The following is a 17,421-nucleotide window of genomic DNA, read 5'->3' as shown; positions in this document are numbered from 1 at the left end:
TCAAGATTACTTAGCTTGGCTAATGTTATCTTAAACCGTTTTACTTGGTTTTTGTTCTGAATTTTCTCAAATCCTAAGGTCTAAACCAAACCTTTTGAATTGTTAGAATTTTCAGGGTTTGTGTATTATTCAGTCTTTAATTCTCAAGGTACTTACAACTTGCGTTGCCAACGCAGAAGGAGGGATTTGAACCCTCGCGCCGCTACTAACGACCTACTCCCTTTCCAGGGGAGCCCCTTCAACCACTTGGGTACTTCTGCTTGGTTGATCTTTTAATCTTTATTCTGTTCAAGACAAATCTCAATGTTTGTCCCAAGCGGAGAGAGTGGGATTCGAACCCACGCGCCCTTTCGGACAAACGGTTTTCAAGACCGCCTCGTTATGACCACTTCGATATCTCTCCAAACGTGCTTTTCTATTTTACAAGATGAAAAGCATTTTGTCAAGAGTTTTTTTTGATTTTTTCAAAAGTTTATTTTCTCTTGTGTGTTGCATCTGCCGTATCAGCGACAGCTCAGTTATAATACCACGCCATTCGACAGATGTCAACCCTTTTTTTACAATTATTTTTCATTTTTTATATTGAGTCAAAATAGCCTCTGCAACAGCCAGGTCTTCTGGGGTTGTAATCTTAATATTGGTATAGCCGCCTTCAGTCATATGCACCTTAACACCCATCTGGTTTTCCACTATCATACTGTCATCCGTAACACGTCTGCAGTCCTGGGACAGCTGCCGCTGAAATGCCTCCACAATAAGGGGAACCGAAAAAACCTGAGGTGTCTGCGCCTGCCAGATTCTGCTGCGATCCGGAGTATCCAGAATCACACCATTTTCATCCGTCTGCTTAATGGTATCCTTAACCGGCATTCCCACTACACAGGCATCCCATTTTTCTGTATCCTTATATACTCTCTCAATTATATCCTCCGTAATAAAAGGCCTGGCCCCGTCATGAATGAAAACATAACCGTCTCCGGCCGAAGCCCCAGCTTCATTCCGCGAATTTTTCCCGCAAAGAAGACAGAGAGCCTTCCATACACTTTCATAGCGTTCCTTTCCTCCCGGAGCAACTGCTGTTACCTTGGTAATCCCATATGGATGAACCAATTTTTCCCAGCAATATTCAATATGGTCTTTATCAGTAATAAGAATAATCTCATCTATAACAGGAGATGCCTGAAAGGCTTCTAACGAATAGACCACAACAGGCTTATCTCCCAATGTCAGATACTGCTTCGCCACTGCAGTTCCCATTCGGCTGCCTCTTCCTGCCGCCAGTACAACTGCTGTACAGAATTTTTTCATCTATCTCTCCCCCAGTTTCAAATTGGGTACGGCATTAAGATCCCAGCCAGATCTGTTTCCTCGAATATATTCATAATAAGCAGCCGCACCGATCATAGCCGCATTATCTGTACAAAAAACAGGAGATGGATGATAAAATGCAATTCCATTCTCTTCACAGGCCTTTTTCATTGCTGCGCGAAGTGCTGTATTTGATGCCACTCCTCCTGCAATAGCAAGCTTGCTATATCCGTATTCCTTTGCCGCATGAATAGCACGGCTTACCAGGGAATCCACTACCGAATTCTGGAAAGATGCCACAAGATCCGGTACACAAATCTCTTCACCCGTCATTTTTGCATGATTGATGTGATTCAAAACAGCCGACTTTAAACCACTGAAGCTAAAATCATAGGGTGAATCTGCCACTTTACCCCTTGGGAATTCAATAGCATGGGGATTTCCTTCTTTTGCTGCCTTATCAATCTTTGGACCACCAGGATACCCCAGTCCCACTGCACGGGCCACTTTATCAAAAGCTTCCCCAGCAGCATCATCTCTGGTATGGCCAATAATTTCAAATTCCCCATAATCCTTTACAACTACAAGATGGGTATGTCCTCCTGACACAATCAGACAGATAAATGGTGGTTCCAGATCTTTATTTTCAATAAAATTGGCCGATACATGGCCTTCAATATGGTGAACACCTATAAGTGGCTTTCGGGCTGCATAAGCAATAGCTTTCGCCTCTGCCACTCCTACCAAAAGAGCCCCCACCAGACCTGGACCATATGTCACTCCAATTGCTGTAATATCATCCAGTGTTGTTTCTGCCTCTGCCAATGCCCGCTCTATCACATAATTAATTGCCTTAATATGTTCTCTGGAGGCAATCTCCGGCACAACACCCCCATATACCGTATGGGTTGCTATCTGAGAGGAAATCACATTGGACAGCACTGTACGCCCGTTTTTTACCACGGAAGCTGCCGTTTCATCGCAGGAACTCTCAATTGCAAGTATCAGTACATCTTCTGTATGATTCACGTTCATTTTTCACTCCTCATCAAATTCCAGTTCCATGGTCCACCCGTCTCTTGCAGCCTTAGCCCGCGGAAAAATCTTGCGAACCTCGTCCATATAATCATCCGGACGGGTAAGAGACGGGCTGTAATGGGTCAGCCAGAGCTGTCCCGGTTTCGCCTCTTTCGCCAGAGCAGCTGCCTCATAAAAGGTCATGTGCTTATATTCTCTGGCTTTGGAAGCCTTTTCCTTTTCTCCGTACATGCCCTCACAGATAAAGAGATCTGAACCGGCGGCGTACTCTGCAATCACAGGAACAGGGCGCGTATCCGTACAGTACGTTACCTTGAGTCCCCTGCGGTCGGGCCCCAGAACCATATCCGGTGTAAGCAGGCGGCCTTCGCACTCAATCTCTTCGCCCTTCTGAAGACGGTTCCAGAATTTCTGTGGGATCTGCTGCTCCTTTGCACGTTCTACATCAAAACGGCCTTTTCTGTGAATGCGAATCGTATACCCATAGCAGAGAACATTGTGGTTAACCTTATATGCATCAATGATATAAGGGCCGGCTGTAAGCTGCTGCCTGTTTTCTGTCAGTTCAATCATCCGAAGCTCAAAGGGAAGCTCTGGAGCTATCATACGCAGTGCATTTACTACTCTTTCCAGTCCTCTGGGGCCAATCAGGGTCAGAGGCTCTGTACGCTCTGCGTTACCCATAGTTAAAAGCAGACCCGGAAGACCACTGATATGATCCGCATGGTAATGTGTAAAGCAGATAGTATCAATGGGTTTAGGGCTCCAGCCCTTTTCTTTTAACGCAACCTGTGTTCCCTCTCCGCAGTCAATAAGAAGATTACTGCCGCCGCATCTGGCCATCATGGATGTAAGCCATCGATAGGGCAGGGGCATCATCCCCCCCGTTCCCAGCAAACATATATCAAGCATATTATTTTCCTCATTTTCTATGTCAAGTCGCACCGTTTCGGAACATTTTCACCGTTCCGCAAAACCGGCTTTTTCAAATCATAACACAGATGCAGCCCAATAATCAAGAGCCCTGAGAAAAACGCCCGTCCGGCTTCCTTTTACAGATATTCTGTCTGTTCCTCTATGGAAACAGGAATCCGAAACCTATTTATCATCTGGTCATAACATTCCTCACACAGATCAAAATGATGAACCTGCCCGTCCTTTTCGGAAAAATAATCCCACACATGGTCTATGGATATGGCTCCCTCTCGTATAATCCCTTGGCTCACTGCCAGTTTCTTCCCGCAGCCGTTACAGATCAGTGTCTCTAACTGTCCATTCTTATTGTACTTTTTCATCAATATACCTCGCCTTTCTCTTTCATGATCCTCGCTTCCTTCTTCCGGCCATAATACGCAAAACGGAGAGGAATGTTCGATTCCTCTCCATTATATACACAGGATTCTGTAATTTTAAGTGGGAATTGCTGTATATTTTCCTCCGCAATTCCAAAAGACCAGTCACAAACTGCGGTTCCACATGATCACTGCATCTTCCTCCGGCTCCTGGTAATACTTTTTGCGGACTGCCTCCTGACAGAAACCGTATTCTTCGTAAAGACGCATGGCTCCTACATTACTTTCTCTGACCTCCAGGGAAACAGAGGATGCGCCCTCTTCCCTTGCGGCTGCTAACATGGCTTCCATCAGTTTCCTGCCGACTCCCTGCCTGCGGTATTCTGAAAACACCGCAATCCTCTGCAGTTCTCCCTCATCTGCCAGGACACGCAGAACGCAGTAGCCCGCGATTTCATTTTCACAGGTACATACAAAATATGTATCCAGAGGACTGTTTAAGCCCTCTGCAAGCAGCTTTTCAGACCAGGGCTGAGAAAAACTGCTCTGCTCCAGTGCCGCTGCCCGTAAAAGGTCTCCGGCTTCCATCCGGCGTACCCTCAGATTCTGATTCATAACGACTCCTTTGCTAGCAGAAATGATATTTTTAATAATCTCCCGGAAGCTTTCCGGCAGCGCCCTCTGGCGACAGTTCAGCCTCCCTCTGGCGTTCTGCCTGTGATTTTCTCAGATAATCGGGATTGAATTCTCCGGCAGACACTAAAAACGCACTATGGTATCCGCAGCCGTCGCCCTCTTCCTTCAGAGCAAGGCTTCCAAGCGCTGCCACACTGGCTGCCCTCTGGCGGTTCATCTGGGCCGGAGCAAATTCAAAGGGAACCTTTACCATTTCCTGTATCATTTCCCTATAGGCCGGAACTCCGTCTCCCAGAAAAATCACACGTTCTCCCCTGCGGTTTAATTCTTCCGCCAGATCTCCCATATCCATAGGCTGCTGTTCCATCTGAACATGAATCCCCTGTTCCATCTGATACAGACCCGTATAGACCTGACGGCGTCTGGCATCCATAATCGGGCAGATCAGGCCAGAGGCTCCCCACATATTATATGCCAGAGCATCGACGGTAGGAACATGGATCAGAGGCTTTTTTAATGCCAGTCCAAGGCCCTTGGCAGTGGCCGCACCAATTCTTAAGCCTGTAAATGAACCCGGTCCTCCTGCCACAGCAATGGCGTCAACGGTATTAAGATCCAGCTCCAGAAGCTTTGCCAGCTCATCCAGCATGGGAAGCAGAGTCTGAGAATGGGTCTTTTTAAAGTTGGCCGTATATTCTCCTGTAAGAATATCATCGGTCACAAGAGCCACGCTGGCTACCAGAGATGAACTTTCGATTCCTAACACTCTCATTCTTTCTCCTCCACACGGATTCGTCTGTAGTCGAATCCTTTTTCCATATCCTTTTCTATGGTCACTTCCGTCACATGTTCCGGCAGGATTTCCCGGATCAGCTCCGACCACTCGATCAGTGTCACTCCCTGACCGTAAAAGCAGTCTTCATAGCCGATCTCATCCATTTCGCTGATATCACCAATCCGATATACGTCAAAATGATACAGCGGCAGACGCCCGTCCTCATACTGCTGCACAATGGTAAATGTAGGGCTGTTTACAGGCCCTGCGATGCCAAGACCGGCTGCAAACCCCTGAGTAAACACAGTTTTTCCCACACCCAGGTCACCGTTTAAGCAGATTACCTGTCCGGCCCGGGCCTGCTCTCCCATTTTCACGCCAAGATCATAGGTTTCCTTTGGATCAAATGTTTCAATTACCATCCTTTACCCCTTTCATGGTGAGAGAAATCCGTTTTTTCTCCAGATCCACTGCCAGAATCTTTACATCAACCACATCTCCTACGCTCACTGCGTCCATAGGGTGACGGATGTAGCGGTCTGTCATCTGTGAAATGTGCACCAGCCCGTCCTGATGGACACCGATATCCACAAAGGCTCCAAAATCAATTACATTGCGTACTGTTCCCTTTAATACCATGCCGGCTTTTAAATCCTTCATTTCCAGAATATCGCTGCGCAGAACCGGCCTTGGCATCTCATCTCTGGGATCTCTGGCCGGTTTTTCCAGCTCGCCCGCAATGTCTCTGAGCGTGATTTCTCCAACTCCCACTTCCTCTGCCATTTTCTTATAGTCACGGATTTTTCGGCTAATACCGGGAATTCCTCCACGCGCCAGCTCCTCTTCCCTGTATCCAAGGCTCTGTAAAATGGCCTTAGCTGCGCCATAGCTTTCCGGATGGACACTGGTACCGTCTAAGGGTTCCGCTCCCCCTGTAATACGCATAAAGCCTGCGCACTGTTCAAAAGCCTTAGGCCCCAGCTTGGCTACCTTTAAAAGCTGCTTTCTGCTCTTAAATGCGCCGTTTTCCTCACGGTACGCCACAATGTTTTTTGCCAGCGTCTTATTGATGCCTGAAACGTATTCCAAAAGGGAGGCAGATGCGGTATTTATGTCCACACCTACCCTGTTTACACAGTCTTCTACCACACCCTCTAAGGCAGCTCCCAGCTTTTTCTGATTCATATCATGCTGATACTGGCCTACGCCAATGGATTTGGGGTCAATCTTTACCAGCTCCGCCAGAGGATCCTGCAGGCGGCGGGCAATGGACACTGCACTTCTCTGGCCCACATCAAATGCCGGAAATTCCTCTGTGGCAAGTTTGCTGGCAGAATATACGGAAGCTCCGGCCTCATTTACGATCACATACTTCACCGGCTCCTTGATTTCCTTTAACAGTTCCACTATTACCTGCTCCGATTCTCTGGAAGCCGTACCGTTTCCTACCGATATCAGGGAAATGTTGTATTTGTGGATCATTTCCTTTAAAATCTTCTTTGATTCCTCTACCTTATTCTGAGGCGCTGTGGGATAGATTACAATGGTATCCAACACCTTTCCCGTGCTGTCTACAACTGCCAGCTTGCAGCCTGTACGGAAGGCCGGATCCCAGCCTAAAACCACACAGCCTGTAATGGGAGGCTGCATCAGAAGCTGCTCTAAATTCTTTCCAAAAACACGGATTGCTCCGTCCTCTGCCTTTTCTGTGATCTCACTGCGGATTTCACGCTCTATGGAAGGTCCTGTCAGACGGTCATAGCTGTCCTTCACCACCGCCTTTAACACCGGAGTGGTATATGGATTATTCTTTACGATCACCTGCTTTTCCAGATATCCCATGATCTGATCCACAGGAGGAATCACCTTTACTGTAAGGATTTTTTCGCTTTCTCCCCGGTTTAACGCCAGAATTCTATGGCCCGCAGCCTTTTTTACAGGCTCCTCATAATTATAATAGGTCTCATAAACGGACTTTACCTTCTCATCCTTTGCACTGGACTGAAGAAGTCCCTTATTCATCGTTATATTACGGATCCAGGTGCGGTACCCTGGATGATCGGAAATCCGCTCCGCCAGAATATCCATGGCACCCTGAATGGCAGCTTCCGGCGATTCCACTCCCTTTTCCTCTGAAACATAGGAAGCCGCTGTCTCTTCAAGAGGTTCCTTCGCCTCCTGTAAAAAAATCAGGTCTGCCAACGGCTCCAGCCCCTTCTCACGGGCAATCATCGCTCTTGTGCGACGCTTTGGCTTATAGGGGCGGTATAAATCCTCCACTGCTACCAGGGTAGCTGCACTGCGGATCTGCTGCTCCAGTCCAGGCGTCATCTTTCCCTGATCTGTAATCGTGGCGATTACCTGGTTTTTGCGGTCTTCCAGTCCCCGCAGATATCTTAAACGTTCATCCAGAGCACGCAGGATCTCATCATTTAAGGAACCTGTGGCCTCCTTGCGGTATCTGGCAATAAACGGAATGGTATTTCCTTCATCGATCAGCTTTACGGCAGCCTCTGCCTGATGGCGGCCGATCTGTAATTCTTCGGCCAGTGTTTTTATAATATCCATTAATTTTCCTCGCTGTCTTTATTCTCTCAGTAACTGTTTTATTATAATTCATCCTGCCTTCTTATGCAAGACTCACCAGGATGTGACACTGGACAGGATGAATTTTTCATGTTAGAATAAGCCATGTTGACTATCACTATCTCAAAGAAAGGCTATTGCATTTAATATCATGAACAATATCTATAAAAAACAAAAGAATGCACCTGCTCCCTCGGAGAAATTTGCCGTATGCTCTCTGATCTGCGGTATCATCGGCGTTGTCTTAAGCCTGTTTTATCTGCCTGTTTCTCTTTTAATCGGCGGTAATTATCCTGCAGGCCTGATCTGCGGCGCAGGCGGCATTGTCCTGGCCCTTATGGCCCGGAATGCAGATCCCAGCCCCCGCAAAACCCTTCCGCCCAAGGCCATTGCCGGAATCCTTTTAAGCGGTTTTGCTATTATGCTGACCTTTTTCTTTTTCTCTCAGCTGATCCAGTTTTATGATCTGCTGCGCGATCCGGTGAAGGGTCCACAGATCAATCAGTTCCTCTACCAGTTCCAGCAGCGCCTTATGGAACAGCTCCAACAGGCACAGCCTCCGGTACACTGATTTTTAAAAATGTTTAAAAAAACTTCTGCCGTTTTCACATTGGCAGAAGTTTTTATTATCTGTATTCAACTCTACATCATAGCCCGGATGGTCTGTTTGATTCCAAAATCCGAGTGTGCCTCTGCAAGCGCATCATAGGCCGCTACAGCCTGTCGGAACGCGCCCTCCTCCATCTCCGGGGTGAGAACGGCAAATTCATCCATTCCGTAAAGCTCGATGACCTCCGTATGGCCGAAAATACGCCTGATATCCTGTTCCTTATTGCGGAAGGAACCTGCCAAACGGACAAAGTAACGAAAACGCATATTCTCCATTGGCTCTATGGTCTGCTTTTCATTTCCCCATCCCATAGGAACATTTTTCTTCAGGTTCTGAGCAGCCTCAATGATATCTGCAATCACTGCGCTGGCTGTAGGGAGCTTTCCCGCTCCGCTGCCGTAAAACATAGACACGCCAAGCATATTTCCGCGGACCATAATACCGTTAAATACGCCTCTTACTCCATATAGAGGATGACTGCTGTTTATCATTACCGGAGCCACATAGGCACTTACCTTTCCGTCTCTGATGCGGCTGGTGCCGAACAGCTTTATGGAAACGCCCATTTTCTCCGCATATTTAAAATCAACATCTGTGATCTTTGTAATTCCTTCTGTGTAGATATCCTGATAATCCACCTCTTTGCCTGCAGCCATGGCTGTAAGAATGGCAATCTTGCGGCAGGTGTCATAGCCTTCTACGTCCGCCTCCGGATTGCGCTCCGCATATCCCAGATTTTGAGCCTCTCTTAAAGCATTTTCAAAAGTATCTCCCTCTTTATCCATCTTTGTAAGAATATAGTTGGTCGTACCGTTTAAAATGCCCGTAATCTCCTCAATGCGTTCTCCCATCAGACAATGATACAGAGGACGGATAATAGGGATTCCGCCTCCCACGCTGGCCTCAAAAAAGAAATTTACCTTCTTTTTTCGCGCAATGGCAAGAAGTTCTGTGCCGTGAGCAGCTACCAGAGCCTTATTGGAAGTAACAACATGCTTTCCTGCCATCAGGCAGGCCTTTACAAACGGATATGCCGGATTTAGACCTCCCATGGTTTCCACCACGATCTGAATCTCCGGATCCTCTTCAATGAGCTTAAACTCATGGATCACCTTATCTGCGATGGGGCTGTCGGGAAACTCCCGCAGATCCAGCACATACTTCAGCTCTATCTCCTGCCCTGCCTGTGCAGCGATCACATCCCGATTCTCTGCCAGAATCTCCGTCACACCGGAGCCAATAGTTCCATATCCCATTACTGCTGTCTTAATCATAATCCTCTGCTCCCTGCCTTTTTATACTTCTCCCTGAAAATACAGGCCTATTCTCTTGCCAATATTTTTACATAATGGATTCCATTTAGATTTTCAAGCTCCTCGATCATACCGGAAACATTTCCCGTATTCTCGCGGATCTCTACACTAAGCGTCAGCGTAGCCACTCCATTTACAGGAATACTCTGATGGATTGTCAGAATATTGGCCCGGTAAACAGCAACCACATGAAGAAGGTCGCTTAAAAGCCCCTGTTCATCATCCATCTGTACCACCAGAGTGATGGTCTTTCCCTTCGTATTATCATAAAAAGGAAAAATATCATCCTTGTACTTGTAGAAGGAGCTGCGGCTGATCCCCACCTTGTCTGTGGCCTCCTGAACTGTAATCGCGCGTTCGCTTTCAAGGAGCTTCTTCGCCTCCACCACCTTTAAAAGTACCTCAGGAACAGCTTTCTGCTTCACCACAAAATACTTGCTTTTGTCTTCCATGTACTCTTGTCTTCCTTCCTTTTTTGTGTCCGCATCAGATGTACATATGTACCCACGTGGAAGATGGTATCATATTTTCCATAGAAATGCAACTGTTTTTCTCCGGAATTTAAATGAAGTCAGAAAAAAGCCGGACTATTGCCCGGCTTTTCCAGTATAATTCTCTGTTTTTAATCTTCTGTGCGTGAATTCCGATCTGGACATCCCAGACTCATCCAGCGCAGGTAAGCACTGATAAAGGGATCCAGTCCACCGTCCAGCACGGCGTCTACGTTGCCCGTTTCCTCTCCGGTGCGCAGATCCTTTACCATGGTATAAGGCTGGAGCACATAGGAACGGATCTGGCTTCCCCAACCGTTGTCCTTTACGTCTCCGCGGATACCTGCAGCCTTAGCTGCCTGCTCCTCCTGGCGCAGCATATACAGCTTTGCCTTTAACATCTGCATAGCCTTATCCTTATTCTGGAACTGGGAACGCTCATTCTGACAGGTTACCACAATTCCGGTGGGATAATGAGTAATACGGATAGCTGAAGATGTTTTATTGATATGCTGTCCGCCGGCACCGCTGGAACGGTAGGTATCGATACGGATATCATCGGGATTGATCTCAATATCAATATCTTCTTTGATATCCGGCATCACATCACAGGATACAAAGGATGTCTGGCGTTTTCCCGCCGCATTGAAGGGAGAAATGCGCACTAGGCGGTGGACTCCGTGCTCGGAACGCAGATAACCGTAGGCATTGTCTCCGCTGATCTGGATGGTAACAGACTTAATGCCCGCCTCATCGCCGTCCAGATAATCCAGAACTTCTAACTTAAATCCCTTTTTCTCTGCCCAGCGGCAGTACATACGGTACAGCATACTGCACCAGTCACAAGACTCTGTGCCTCCGGCTCCCGCATTCAGACGCAGGATCGCGTCATAGCTGTCATACTCGCCAGAAAGAAGGAGCTTCATCCGCATTTTTTCCAGAGTTTCTGTAAAATGATCCAGCATCTCCTGGATATCCGGGATCACAGAAGGGTCATTTTCCTCATACCCCATCTGGATCATAACCTGAATATCCTCATACTCCTGCTCCAGCTCGCGGAAGGTTCCCACCTCATCCTTTAAATTCTTTGCTTCTCTCACCAGTCTGGTGGAACGGTCGGGATCATCCCAGAACCCCGGCTCCTCCATCGACCGGTCTAATTCGTTGATTCGTCTGACCTTGTTATCCAGGTCAAAGTGAATCCCTCACTTCCACTAATGGTTTGTCATACGTTGATAACGTATATTTGAAATTATCTAACTCAACCACAGCTTCACCCGCTTTCTTTTTATATTTTAATGGCAACTATTCAGTTCTCCCATCGGAGGAATAGTTACTTTTGATCATTTATAAATGACTGCGCACTATTTAATGCGTCCGCAGCACTGCTTATACTTCTTGCCGGAGCCGCAGGGACAGGGATCATTCGGATAGATCTTCTGCTCAGCTCTCTTCTGGGGCGCTACAGGAACCGCATCCTTATTGGTACCTGTCACCTTGGCAGCAGGCTCGCGCTCTACCTTCTGCTCTACGCGGATATGGAACAGGATGCGAACGGTCTCCTCCTGAATGGAAGCCATCATAGCTTCATACATTTCATAGCCCTGCATCTTATATTCAACCACCGGATCTCTCTGACCGTATGCCTGAAGGCCGATGCCCTCGCGGAGAGCGTCCATGTCATCCAGATGAGCCATCCACTTATTGTCAATTACCTTTAAAAGGACTACGCGCTCGATCTCACGGATCTGCTCGGCATCCGGATACTCTGCCTCCTTTGTTTCATACAGCTTAATGGCAGCTTCCTTGATGCTGTGCTTTAATTCATTTTTCTTCATGGACTTCTTCTGCTCATCCGTAAGCACCACCGGCTTTAAGGGAATCACAGGGAGAAGAAGGCTGTTTAATTCCTTTAAATCCCACTTATCCGGAGTCTGATCATCTGCAATGGACATATCCACGGCATTTTCTACGATCTCTGTGATCATCTTAAGAATCAGATCGCGCATATTGTCGCCGTCCAGCACCTTACGGCGCTCCTGATAAATAACCTCTCGCTGCTCATTGTTCACCTCATCGAACTTTAAGAGCTGCTCACGGATACCGTAGTTATTGCCCTCGATCTTCATCTGTGCCTTCTCAATGGCATTTGACAGCATCTTGTGCTCAATCTGCTCGCCCTCCGGCACGCCCATGGCCTCAAACATATGCATCAGACGGTCTGAACCGAAGAGACGCAGCAGGTCATCCTCCAGAGACAGATAGAATCTGGACTCACCCGGATCGCCCTGACGGCCGGAACGGCCGCGGAGCTGATTATCAATACGGCGGGACTCATGGCGCTCGGTACCGATGATCTTTAAGCCGCCCAGAGCCTTTGACTCGTCATCCAGCTTAATATCCGTACCACGGCCAGCCATATTCGTAGCAATAGTAACGGAGCCGTGGATACCTGCATCTGCCACGATCTCGGCCTCAAGCTCATGGAATTTAGCGTTAAGGACTTTATGAGGAATGCCTCTCTTTGTGAGCATCTTGCTTAAAAGCTCAGAAGTTTCAATGGTAATGGTACCAACCAATACAGGCTGTCCCTTTTCATGGGCTTTTACCACCTCATCTACAACTGCTTTGTATTTTTCCTTCTTTGTCTTGTATACCGCATCATCCAGATCCTTACGCTGAACGGGACGGTTAGTTGGAATAGCAATGGCATCCATGCCATAGGTATTGCGGAATTCTTTCTCCTCCGTAAGAGCAGTACCGGTCATACCTGCCTTCTTATTGAACTTGTTGAAGAAATTCTGGAAGGTGATGGTAGCCAGTGTACGGCTTTCACGGCGCACATTTACATGCTCCTTTGCCTCGATTGCCTGATGAAGTCCGTCGGAATAGCGGCGGCCCGGCATGATACGTCCTGTAAACTCATCTACGATCAGTACCTCATCGTCCTTTACCACGTAATCCTTATCTCTGAACATCAGGTTATTGGCGCGCAGAGCCAGAATGATATTGTGCTGGATCTCCAGATTTTCCGGATCTGCAAGGTTATCAATGTGGAAATATTCCTCTACCTTTTTCACACCCTGCTCCGTAAGGTTTACTACCTTATCCTTCTCATCAACTACGAAATCGCCGGTCTCCTCAATCTCCTCACCCATAATGGCATCAATCTTGGAAAATTCCTTGGAAACCGTTCCGCGCTCCAGCTGACGGGCCAGTACATCGCAGACCTCATAAAGCTTTGTGGATTTTCCGCTCTGTCCGGAAATGATCAGAGGGGTTCTCGCCTCGTCGATCAGCACAGAGTCCACCTCATCGATAATACAGTAGTCCAGATCGCGGAGCACCAGCTGCTCCTTGTAAATGGCCATATTGTCACGAAGGTAGTCAAATCCCAGCTCGTTATTTGTCACATAGGTAATGTCGCAGGCGTATGCCTCCTTGCGCTGGGCGCTGTTCATGTCATTTAAAACCACGCCTACACTCAGTCCCAGGAAACGATGTACCTGGCCCATCCACTCTGCATCTCGCTTTGCCAGATAGTCATTAACGGTTACGATCTGTACACCTTTTCCGGCCAGCGCATTTAAATAAGCAGGACAGGTGGATACCAGCGTCTTTCCCTCTCCTGTACGCATCTCGGCAATACGGCCCTGATGAAGTACAATACCACCGATGAGCTGTACAGGGAAATGCTCCATATTCAGCGTTCTTCTTGCAGCCTCCCGCACAGTAGCAAATGCCTCCGGCAGAAGATCATCCAGTGTTTCGCCCTTTGCCAGTCTTTCTTTAAAAATCCGGGTCTGGTCGCGCAGCTCTTCGTCTGACTTTGCCATCATCTCAGAACGCAGTCCCTCAATCTTGGCAACGATCGGCCGGATCATCTTAAGTTCTCTTTCACTATGAGTCCCGAACAGTTTCTCAATTACGTTCATGGTCTACTCTCCTAACTTCTTCCTTATATAAAAGTCTATACTCTCCCAAACTGCGGCTGTCGTGCCGGGAAAGCTGCTGTCTGTTTATAATCTGTCTGAAAATACTCTCTATTCCCTGATAAATGCACGCAGTATGCTATGATATAATCCAATATATTGTATCACCAGACGCTGATTTATTCAACTCATTCATAAAAAATTTACATTTCCCGGCAATCAGCCTCCCCGGTACTGCGAAGCATCCTGTTTTTCCCTCCGTTCCTGTACATTCCTGCCCTTTTAACAATATGCACAAACCACACGTTCGTTCCTTCTTCTATCCACATTATCCACAGTTATCCACAAACATTTCCCCCAAAGTTATCCCCACCTCATTTTCCTTTTATTTTCGTTGTTTTTTACTTATGCACCGACTTATCCACATTATCCACAAGTTTATAAGTCCCCGCTTTTACCAATTTTCTTTCCATTTCAGATCCTGTTTTTTTGTACACATCTGATAAATTTACATGTTTTTTACATTTTTTCTGCTTTTCCTCTTGACATTTATAAGCCTGCCCTATTAGTAATTCAATATTCTGCTTATGAATCCCAAAAACAATTTTTATAAAAAATTTATAGTAATTATTAGTCAATTTATCGTATTATGATTGTAATTTCACAACAAATATGTTATAATATGCATATCTCAGAAAAAGGAGTTGATTTTATGCGTTATACCATTACAGGAAGAAACATCGAGGTAACTCCAGGCTTGAAAGCTGCCGTTGAAAAGAAGATCGGCAAGCTGGAACATTTCTTTACTCCCGACACAGAAGTGTTCGTTGCGCTCAGCGCCCAAAAGGATATCCAGAAAATTGAGGTCACTATCCCTGTAAAGGGAAATACCATCCGTGCGGAAGAATCCAGCACTGATATGTATGTATCCATCGATCTGGTAGAGGAGATCATTGAACGCCAGATCCGCAGATATAGGAAGAAACTCATTGACAAAAAGCAGGCGGCCCTGTCCTTCTCTCAGAATTTCATTGAAGAAGAAGAGGAAGTTCCATATGACGATGAGATCCAGATTGTTAAAACAAAGAAATTTGCCGTAAAACCTGTCAATCCCGAAGAAGCCTGCCTCCAGATGGAAATGCTGGGACATAACTTCTATGTTTTCTTAAATTCCGAAACCGATCAGGTAAACGTAGTGTACAAACGTAAAAATGGTACATATGGCCTGATTGAACCAGAGTTTTAAATGCAATAAAAGGCCGATCCTTCCAACGCGGAGGATCGGCCTTTTATTATGCTGCAAGATATTCCTGTCTAATTTTAAAATCTATGGATCAGTCAAAAAAGCTCACTGCCTTGCAGGGGGTTCTGTAGTTAGCAGACGCATAGCAGATACCTGTAGCGGGATTGCTGGAATGGATGATCTTTCCATCTCCCACATAAATCCCCACATGATTGATATAATCGCCGCTTGCATAGAACAAAAGATCTCCCGGCTGCACCTGATCGACCGGAATCGTCTTTCCCTTGCCAGCCTGTTCTCTGGAACTTCTGCCTGTATTGATACCGAAATGAGAAAATACACTCATGACAAAGCCAGAGCAGTCTGCACCGTTTGTAAGGCTTGTACCGCCATAAACATAGGGGTTTCCAAGAAACTGCTTGGCATAGGCAACTACTGCGTTGCGGGAGGCAGATACGACCTTGGAACTGTCCTTTTCTCCCGGACTGTCAGGTTCTTTATTGGAAGACTCCTCAGGTTTTGCAATCGTAGGCGCCGCCACATTCTGCTGAGTTCCCTTTTCCGGATTCGCCTCAATAATCGGGATCCCGGAACCATTTTTAGAAGCAGAAGCAAACTGTGCGGACTTCTGCTCTGTTTTCGCTTCCTCCAACGCCTGAATGGCAGCATCCGCTTCTTTCTGAGCCTGGGCCTTTTCCTCTGCCTGGGCCTTTTCTTCCTCCGAAGAAACAGCTTCCTTAAATTCCACCTCTGTCTCTATGTACTCGCTGGATACATAGCCTTCCAGATCCGTATCCACTGCCACCTTTACAAAGCTTCCCTCCTGTCCCACAACAGAGCATCTGGCGCCTTCTCCCAGAAGAGTTAAGGTCTTTCCATTTAAATCCGGTGTTGCCCGCAGACGGACGGTAGCAGCGCCTTTTATAATTCCATAGGTATGTCCCACTTCCCTTGCCCTGGCAGCTGCAGCCTCGCCGGTAACAAAATACTCTGCCTTGATATAACCGGTAACGGAGCCGGAACGGATCTTATACCATTTTCCGCCCTCACCGTCTACCGTTTCCAGAATCTCGGCGGCACAGTCATTTTGTATCTTTCCCGTGACAGCGCTGGTTGTATTGGCCTCTGTGCGGATATTTACCGATCCGCTTACCTTTGATACCGCAATATTATCATAATTGGGTGCGGCAAGGACGGTAAATGCCCCTGCCAGCGTACACAGGCTGCTGATGATCAGTACCTTCTTCCATTTTTTCATCTGAATACATCCTCCTAGTGCGCCGTAAGATAGCGCTCTGCACTGGTCACCGCGTTTGCTCCGTCTGCTGCAGCTGTGACGATCTGCCTTAACAGTTTGGTTCTCACATCTCCTGCTGCGAAAATGCCGGGAACAGACGTAACTCCGTCCTCTCCCGCCTTAATATAACCGTGATCCATGTCCACCAGACCTTCAAATGCACGGCTTTCCGGTGAAATACCCACAGCAATAAATACACCCTGAAGGGCAAGCTCGCTCTTCTCTCCGGTCTTTACATTGGTTATTTTCAGACATTCTACAGAGCCTTCTCCCTCAATGGAATCGGCTACTGTATCCCAGAGGATCTCTACATTTTCCTGCGCAAACAAACTTTCCTGAAGGCTCTTTGCTGCTCTGAGTTCATTTCTTCTGTGAATGAGATACACCTTGCTGCACATACGCGCCAGAAAAATAGCGTCCTCTACTGCCACATCGCCTCCGCCGATAACTGCTGTTACCTTATTGCGGAAAAAAGCCCCGTCACAGGTTGCGCAGTAAGATACGCCCGCTCCTCCAAGCTCCTCCTCTCCGGGAATCCCAAGTTTTCTGTGAATGGCTCCTGTAGCCAATATCACTGCCCTTGCCTCATAGATGCCGCCAGAGCAGACTACTCTTTTAACCGGGCCATCCTCTACGGAAATCACCTCATCCTCCTTAAACAGAACTCCCAGGCGGTCTGCATGCTCTCTGAACTTCAGTCCCAGATCGTAGCCGCCGATTCCGGGAAGGCCGGGATAATTATCTACTTCATAGGTAGTAAGCACCTGTCCACCGCTTACCATGGCTTTTTCCAAAATCAATGTGTTCAGCCGTGCTCTCTGCGCGTATACAGCTGCTGCCAGCCCTGCGGGGCCGGAGCCGATGATGATCAGATCGTATAATTGAGTCATATTTTCTATT

16 protein-coding genes and 2 tRNA genes are annotated in these 17,421 nt (G+C 47.2%); 2 read left to right on the top strand and 16 right to left on the bottom strand.

The window, feature by feature from the left end:
• Positions 1-171: 171 nt before the first annotated feature.
• The 10 genes from ACZM6M_RS16165 to ACZM6M_RS16120 form a co-directional block, all read right to left on the bottom strand.
• Positions 172-260: transfer RNA gene (locus ACZM6M_RS16165), tRNA-Ser, on the bottom strand.
• A 57-nt stretch (positions 261-317) separates the two neighbouring features.
• Positions 318-403: transfer RNA gene (locus ACZM6M_RS16160), tRNA-Ser, on the bottom strand.
• Positions 404-570: 167 nt separating this feature from the next.
• The gene (gene ispD, locus ACZM6M_RS16155) at positions 571-1,308 is read right to left on the bottom strand and encodes a 2-C-methyl-D-erythritol 4-phosphate cytidylyltransferase (protein WP_337433761.1); all 738 of its coding nucleotides are present in this window, start codon (positions 1,306-1,308) and stop codon (positions 571-573) included.
• On the bottom strand, positions 1,309-2,343 hold the full coding sequence (gene tsaD / locus ACZM6M_RS16150; protein ID WP_296038986.1) for a tRNA (adenosine(37)-N6)-threonylcarbamoyltransferase complex transferase subunit TsaD: 1,035 nt from the start codon (positions 2,341-2,343) through the stop codon (positions 1,309-1,311). It lies immediately after the preceding gene.
• Between the two features lie 3 nt (positions 2,344-2,346).
• Complete coding sequence (locus ACZM6M_RS16145; protein ID WP_489490567.1) at positions 2,347-3,258, bottom strand: ribonuclease Z; 912 nt, start codon at positions 3,256-3,258, stop codon at positions 2,347-2,349.
• A gap of 140 nt (positions 3,259-3,398) precedes the next feature.
• Positions 3,399-3,641 (bottom strand): hypothetical protein, encoded by a 243-nt coding sequence (locus ACZM6M_RS16140; RefSeq protein WP_296038988.1) that lies wholly within the window; start codon positions 3,639-3,641, stop codon positions 3,399-3,401.
• 162 nt (positions 3,642-3,803) lie between these two features.
• Positions 3,804-4,253 (bottom strand): ribosomal protein S18-alanine N-acetyltransferase, encoded by a 450-nt coding sequence (gene rimI / locus ACZM6M_RS16135; RefSeq protein ID WP_066549965.1) that lies wholly within the window; start codon positions 4,251-4,253, stop codon positions 3,804-3,806.
• A gap of 31 nt (positions 4,254-4,284) precedes the next feature.
• Positions 4,285-5,046, bottom strand: coding sequence for a tRNA (adenosine(37)-N6)-threonylcarbamoyltransferase complex dimerization subunit type 1 TsaB (gene tsaB / locus ACZM6M_RS16130; RefSeq protein ID WP_317439545.1), 762 nt, complete (start codon positions 5,044-5,046; stop codon positions 4,285-4,287).
• Complete coding sequence (tsaE, locus tag ACZM6M_RS16125) at positions 5,043-5,471, bottom strand: tRNA (adenosine(37)-N6)-threonylcarbamoyltransferase complex ATPase subunit type 1 TsaE (RefSeq protein ID WP_317439546.1); 429 nt, start codon at positions 5,469-5,471, stop codon at positions 5,043-5,045. The genes tsaB and tsaE overlap by 4 nt, the downstream gene beginning before the upstream one ends.
• Positions 5,461-7,617: a Tex family protein gene (locus ACZM6M_RS16120; protein ID WP_489490566.1), complete on the bottom strand. Its 2,157-nt coding sequence runs from the start codon at positions 7,615-7,617 to the stop codon at positions 5,461-5,463. Before ACZM6M_RS16120 ends, tsaE begins: the two co-directional genes overlap by 11 nt.
• A 169-nt stretch (positions 7,618-7,786) precedes the next feature.
• Between ACZM6M_RS16120 and ACZM6M_RS16115 the strand changes: the two genes are divergently transcribed.
• Positions 7,787-8,206, top strand: a complete 420-nt coding sequence (locus ACZM6M_RS16115) for a hypothetical protein (protein WP_066549977.1) — start codon at positions 7,787-7,789, stop codon at positions 8,204-8,206.
• A gap of 71 nt (positions 8,207-8,277) precedes the next feature.
• On the opposite strand, the gene ACZM6M_RS16110 is transcribed toward ACZM6M_RS16115, so the two are convergent.
• The 4 genes from ACZM6M_RS16110 to secA form a co-directional block, all read right to left on the bottom strand.
• Complete coding sequence (locus ACZM6M_RS16110) at positions 8,278-9,519, bottom strand: homoserine dehydrogenase (RefSeq protein WP_489490565.1); 1,242 nt, start codon at positions 9,517-9,519, stop codon at positions 8,278-8,280.
• Positions 9,520-9,566: 47 nt separating this feature from the next.
• Positions 9,567-10,010 (bottom strand): ACT domain-containing protein, encoded by a 444-nt coding sequence (locus ACZM6M_RS16105; RefSeq protein WP_066549988.1) that lies wholly within the window; start codon positions 10,008-10,010, stop codon positions 9,567-9,569.
• 170 nt (positions 10,011-10,180) lie between these two features.
• A protein-coding gene (gene prfB / locus ACZM6M_RS16100; RefSeq protein ID WP_096807437.1) for a peptide chain release factor 2 occupies positions 10,181-11,318 on the bottom strand; the annotation gives its coding sequence in 2 pieces (ribosomal slippage) (positions 10,181-11,242 and positions 11,244-11,318; 1,137 coding nt in all).
• A 95-nt stretch (positions 11,319-11,413) separates the two neighbouring features.
• Positions 11,414-13,984, bottom strand: coding sequence for a preprotein translocase subunit SecA (gene secA, locus ACZM6M_RS16095; RefSeq protein ID WP_340275621.1), 2,571 nt, complete (start codon positions 13,982-13,984; stop codon positions 11,414-11,416).
• 709 nt (positions 13,985-14,693) lie between these two features.
• Here secA and hpf point away from each other — a divergent pair.
• Positions 14,694-15,227, top strand: a complete 534-nt coding sequence (hpf, locus tag ACZM6M_RS16090; protein WP_066549996.1) for a ribosome hibernation-promoting factor, HPF/YfiA family — start codon at positions 14,694-14,696, stop codon at positions 15,225-15,227.
• An 88-nt stretch (positions 15,228-15,315) separates the two neighbouring features.
• Here the strand turns inward: hpf and ACZM6M_RS16085 are convergent, their stop codons facing one another.
• Both ACZM6M_RS16085 and trxB read right to left on the bottom strand, forming a co-directional pair.
• Entirely contained in the window at positions 15,316-16,482 is a 1,167-nt protein-coding gene (locus ACZM6M_RS16085) for a C40 family peptidase (protein ID WP_489490564.1), read from the bottom strand.
• Positions 16,483-16,496: 14 nt separating this feature from the next.
• A complete protein-coding gene (trxB, locus tag ACZM6M_RS16080) occupies positions 16,497-17,411 on the bottom strand; it encodes a thioredoxin-disulfide reductase (RefSeq protein WP_489490563.1) in 915 nt (304 codons plus the stop codon).
• Between the last annotated feature and the right edge of the window lie 10 nt (positions 17,412-17,421).

It is taken from the genome of Enterocloster sp., from assembly GCF_057861365.1.
The sequence above is the reverse complement of the archived record's forward strand: the minus strand, read 5'-3'. Positions and strand labels throughout refer to the sequence as shown.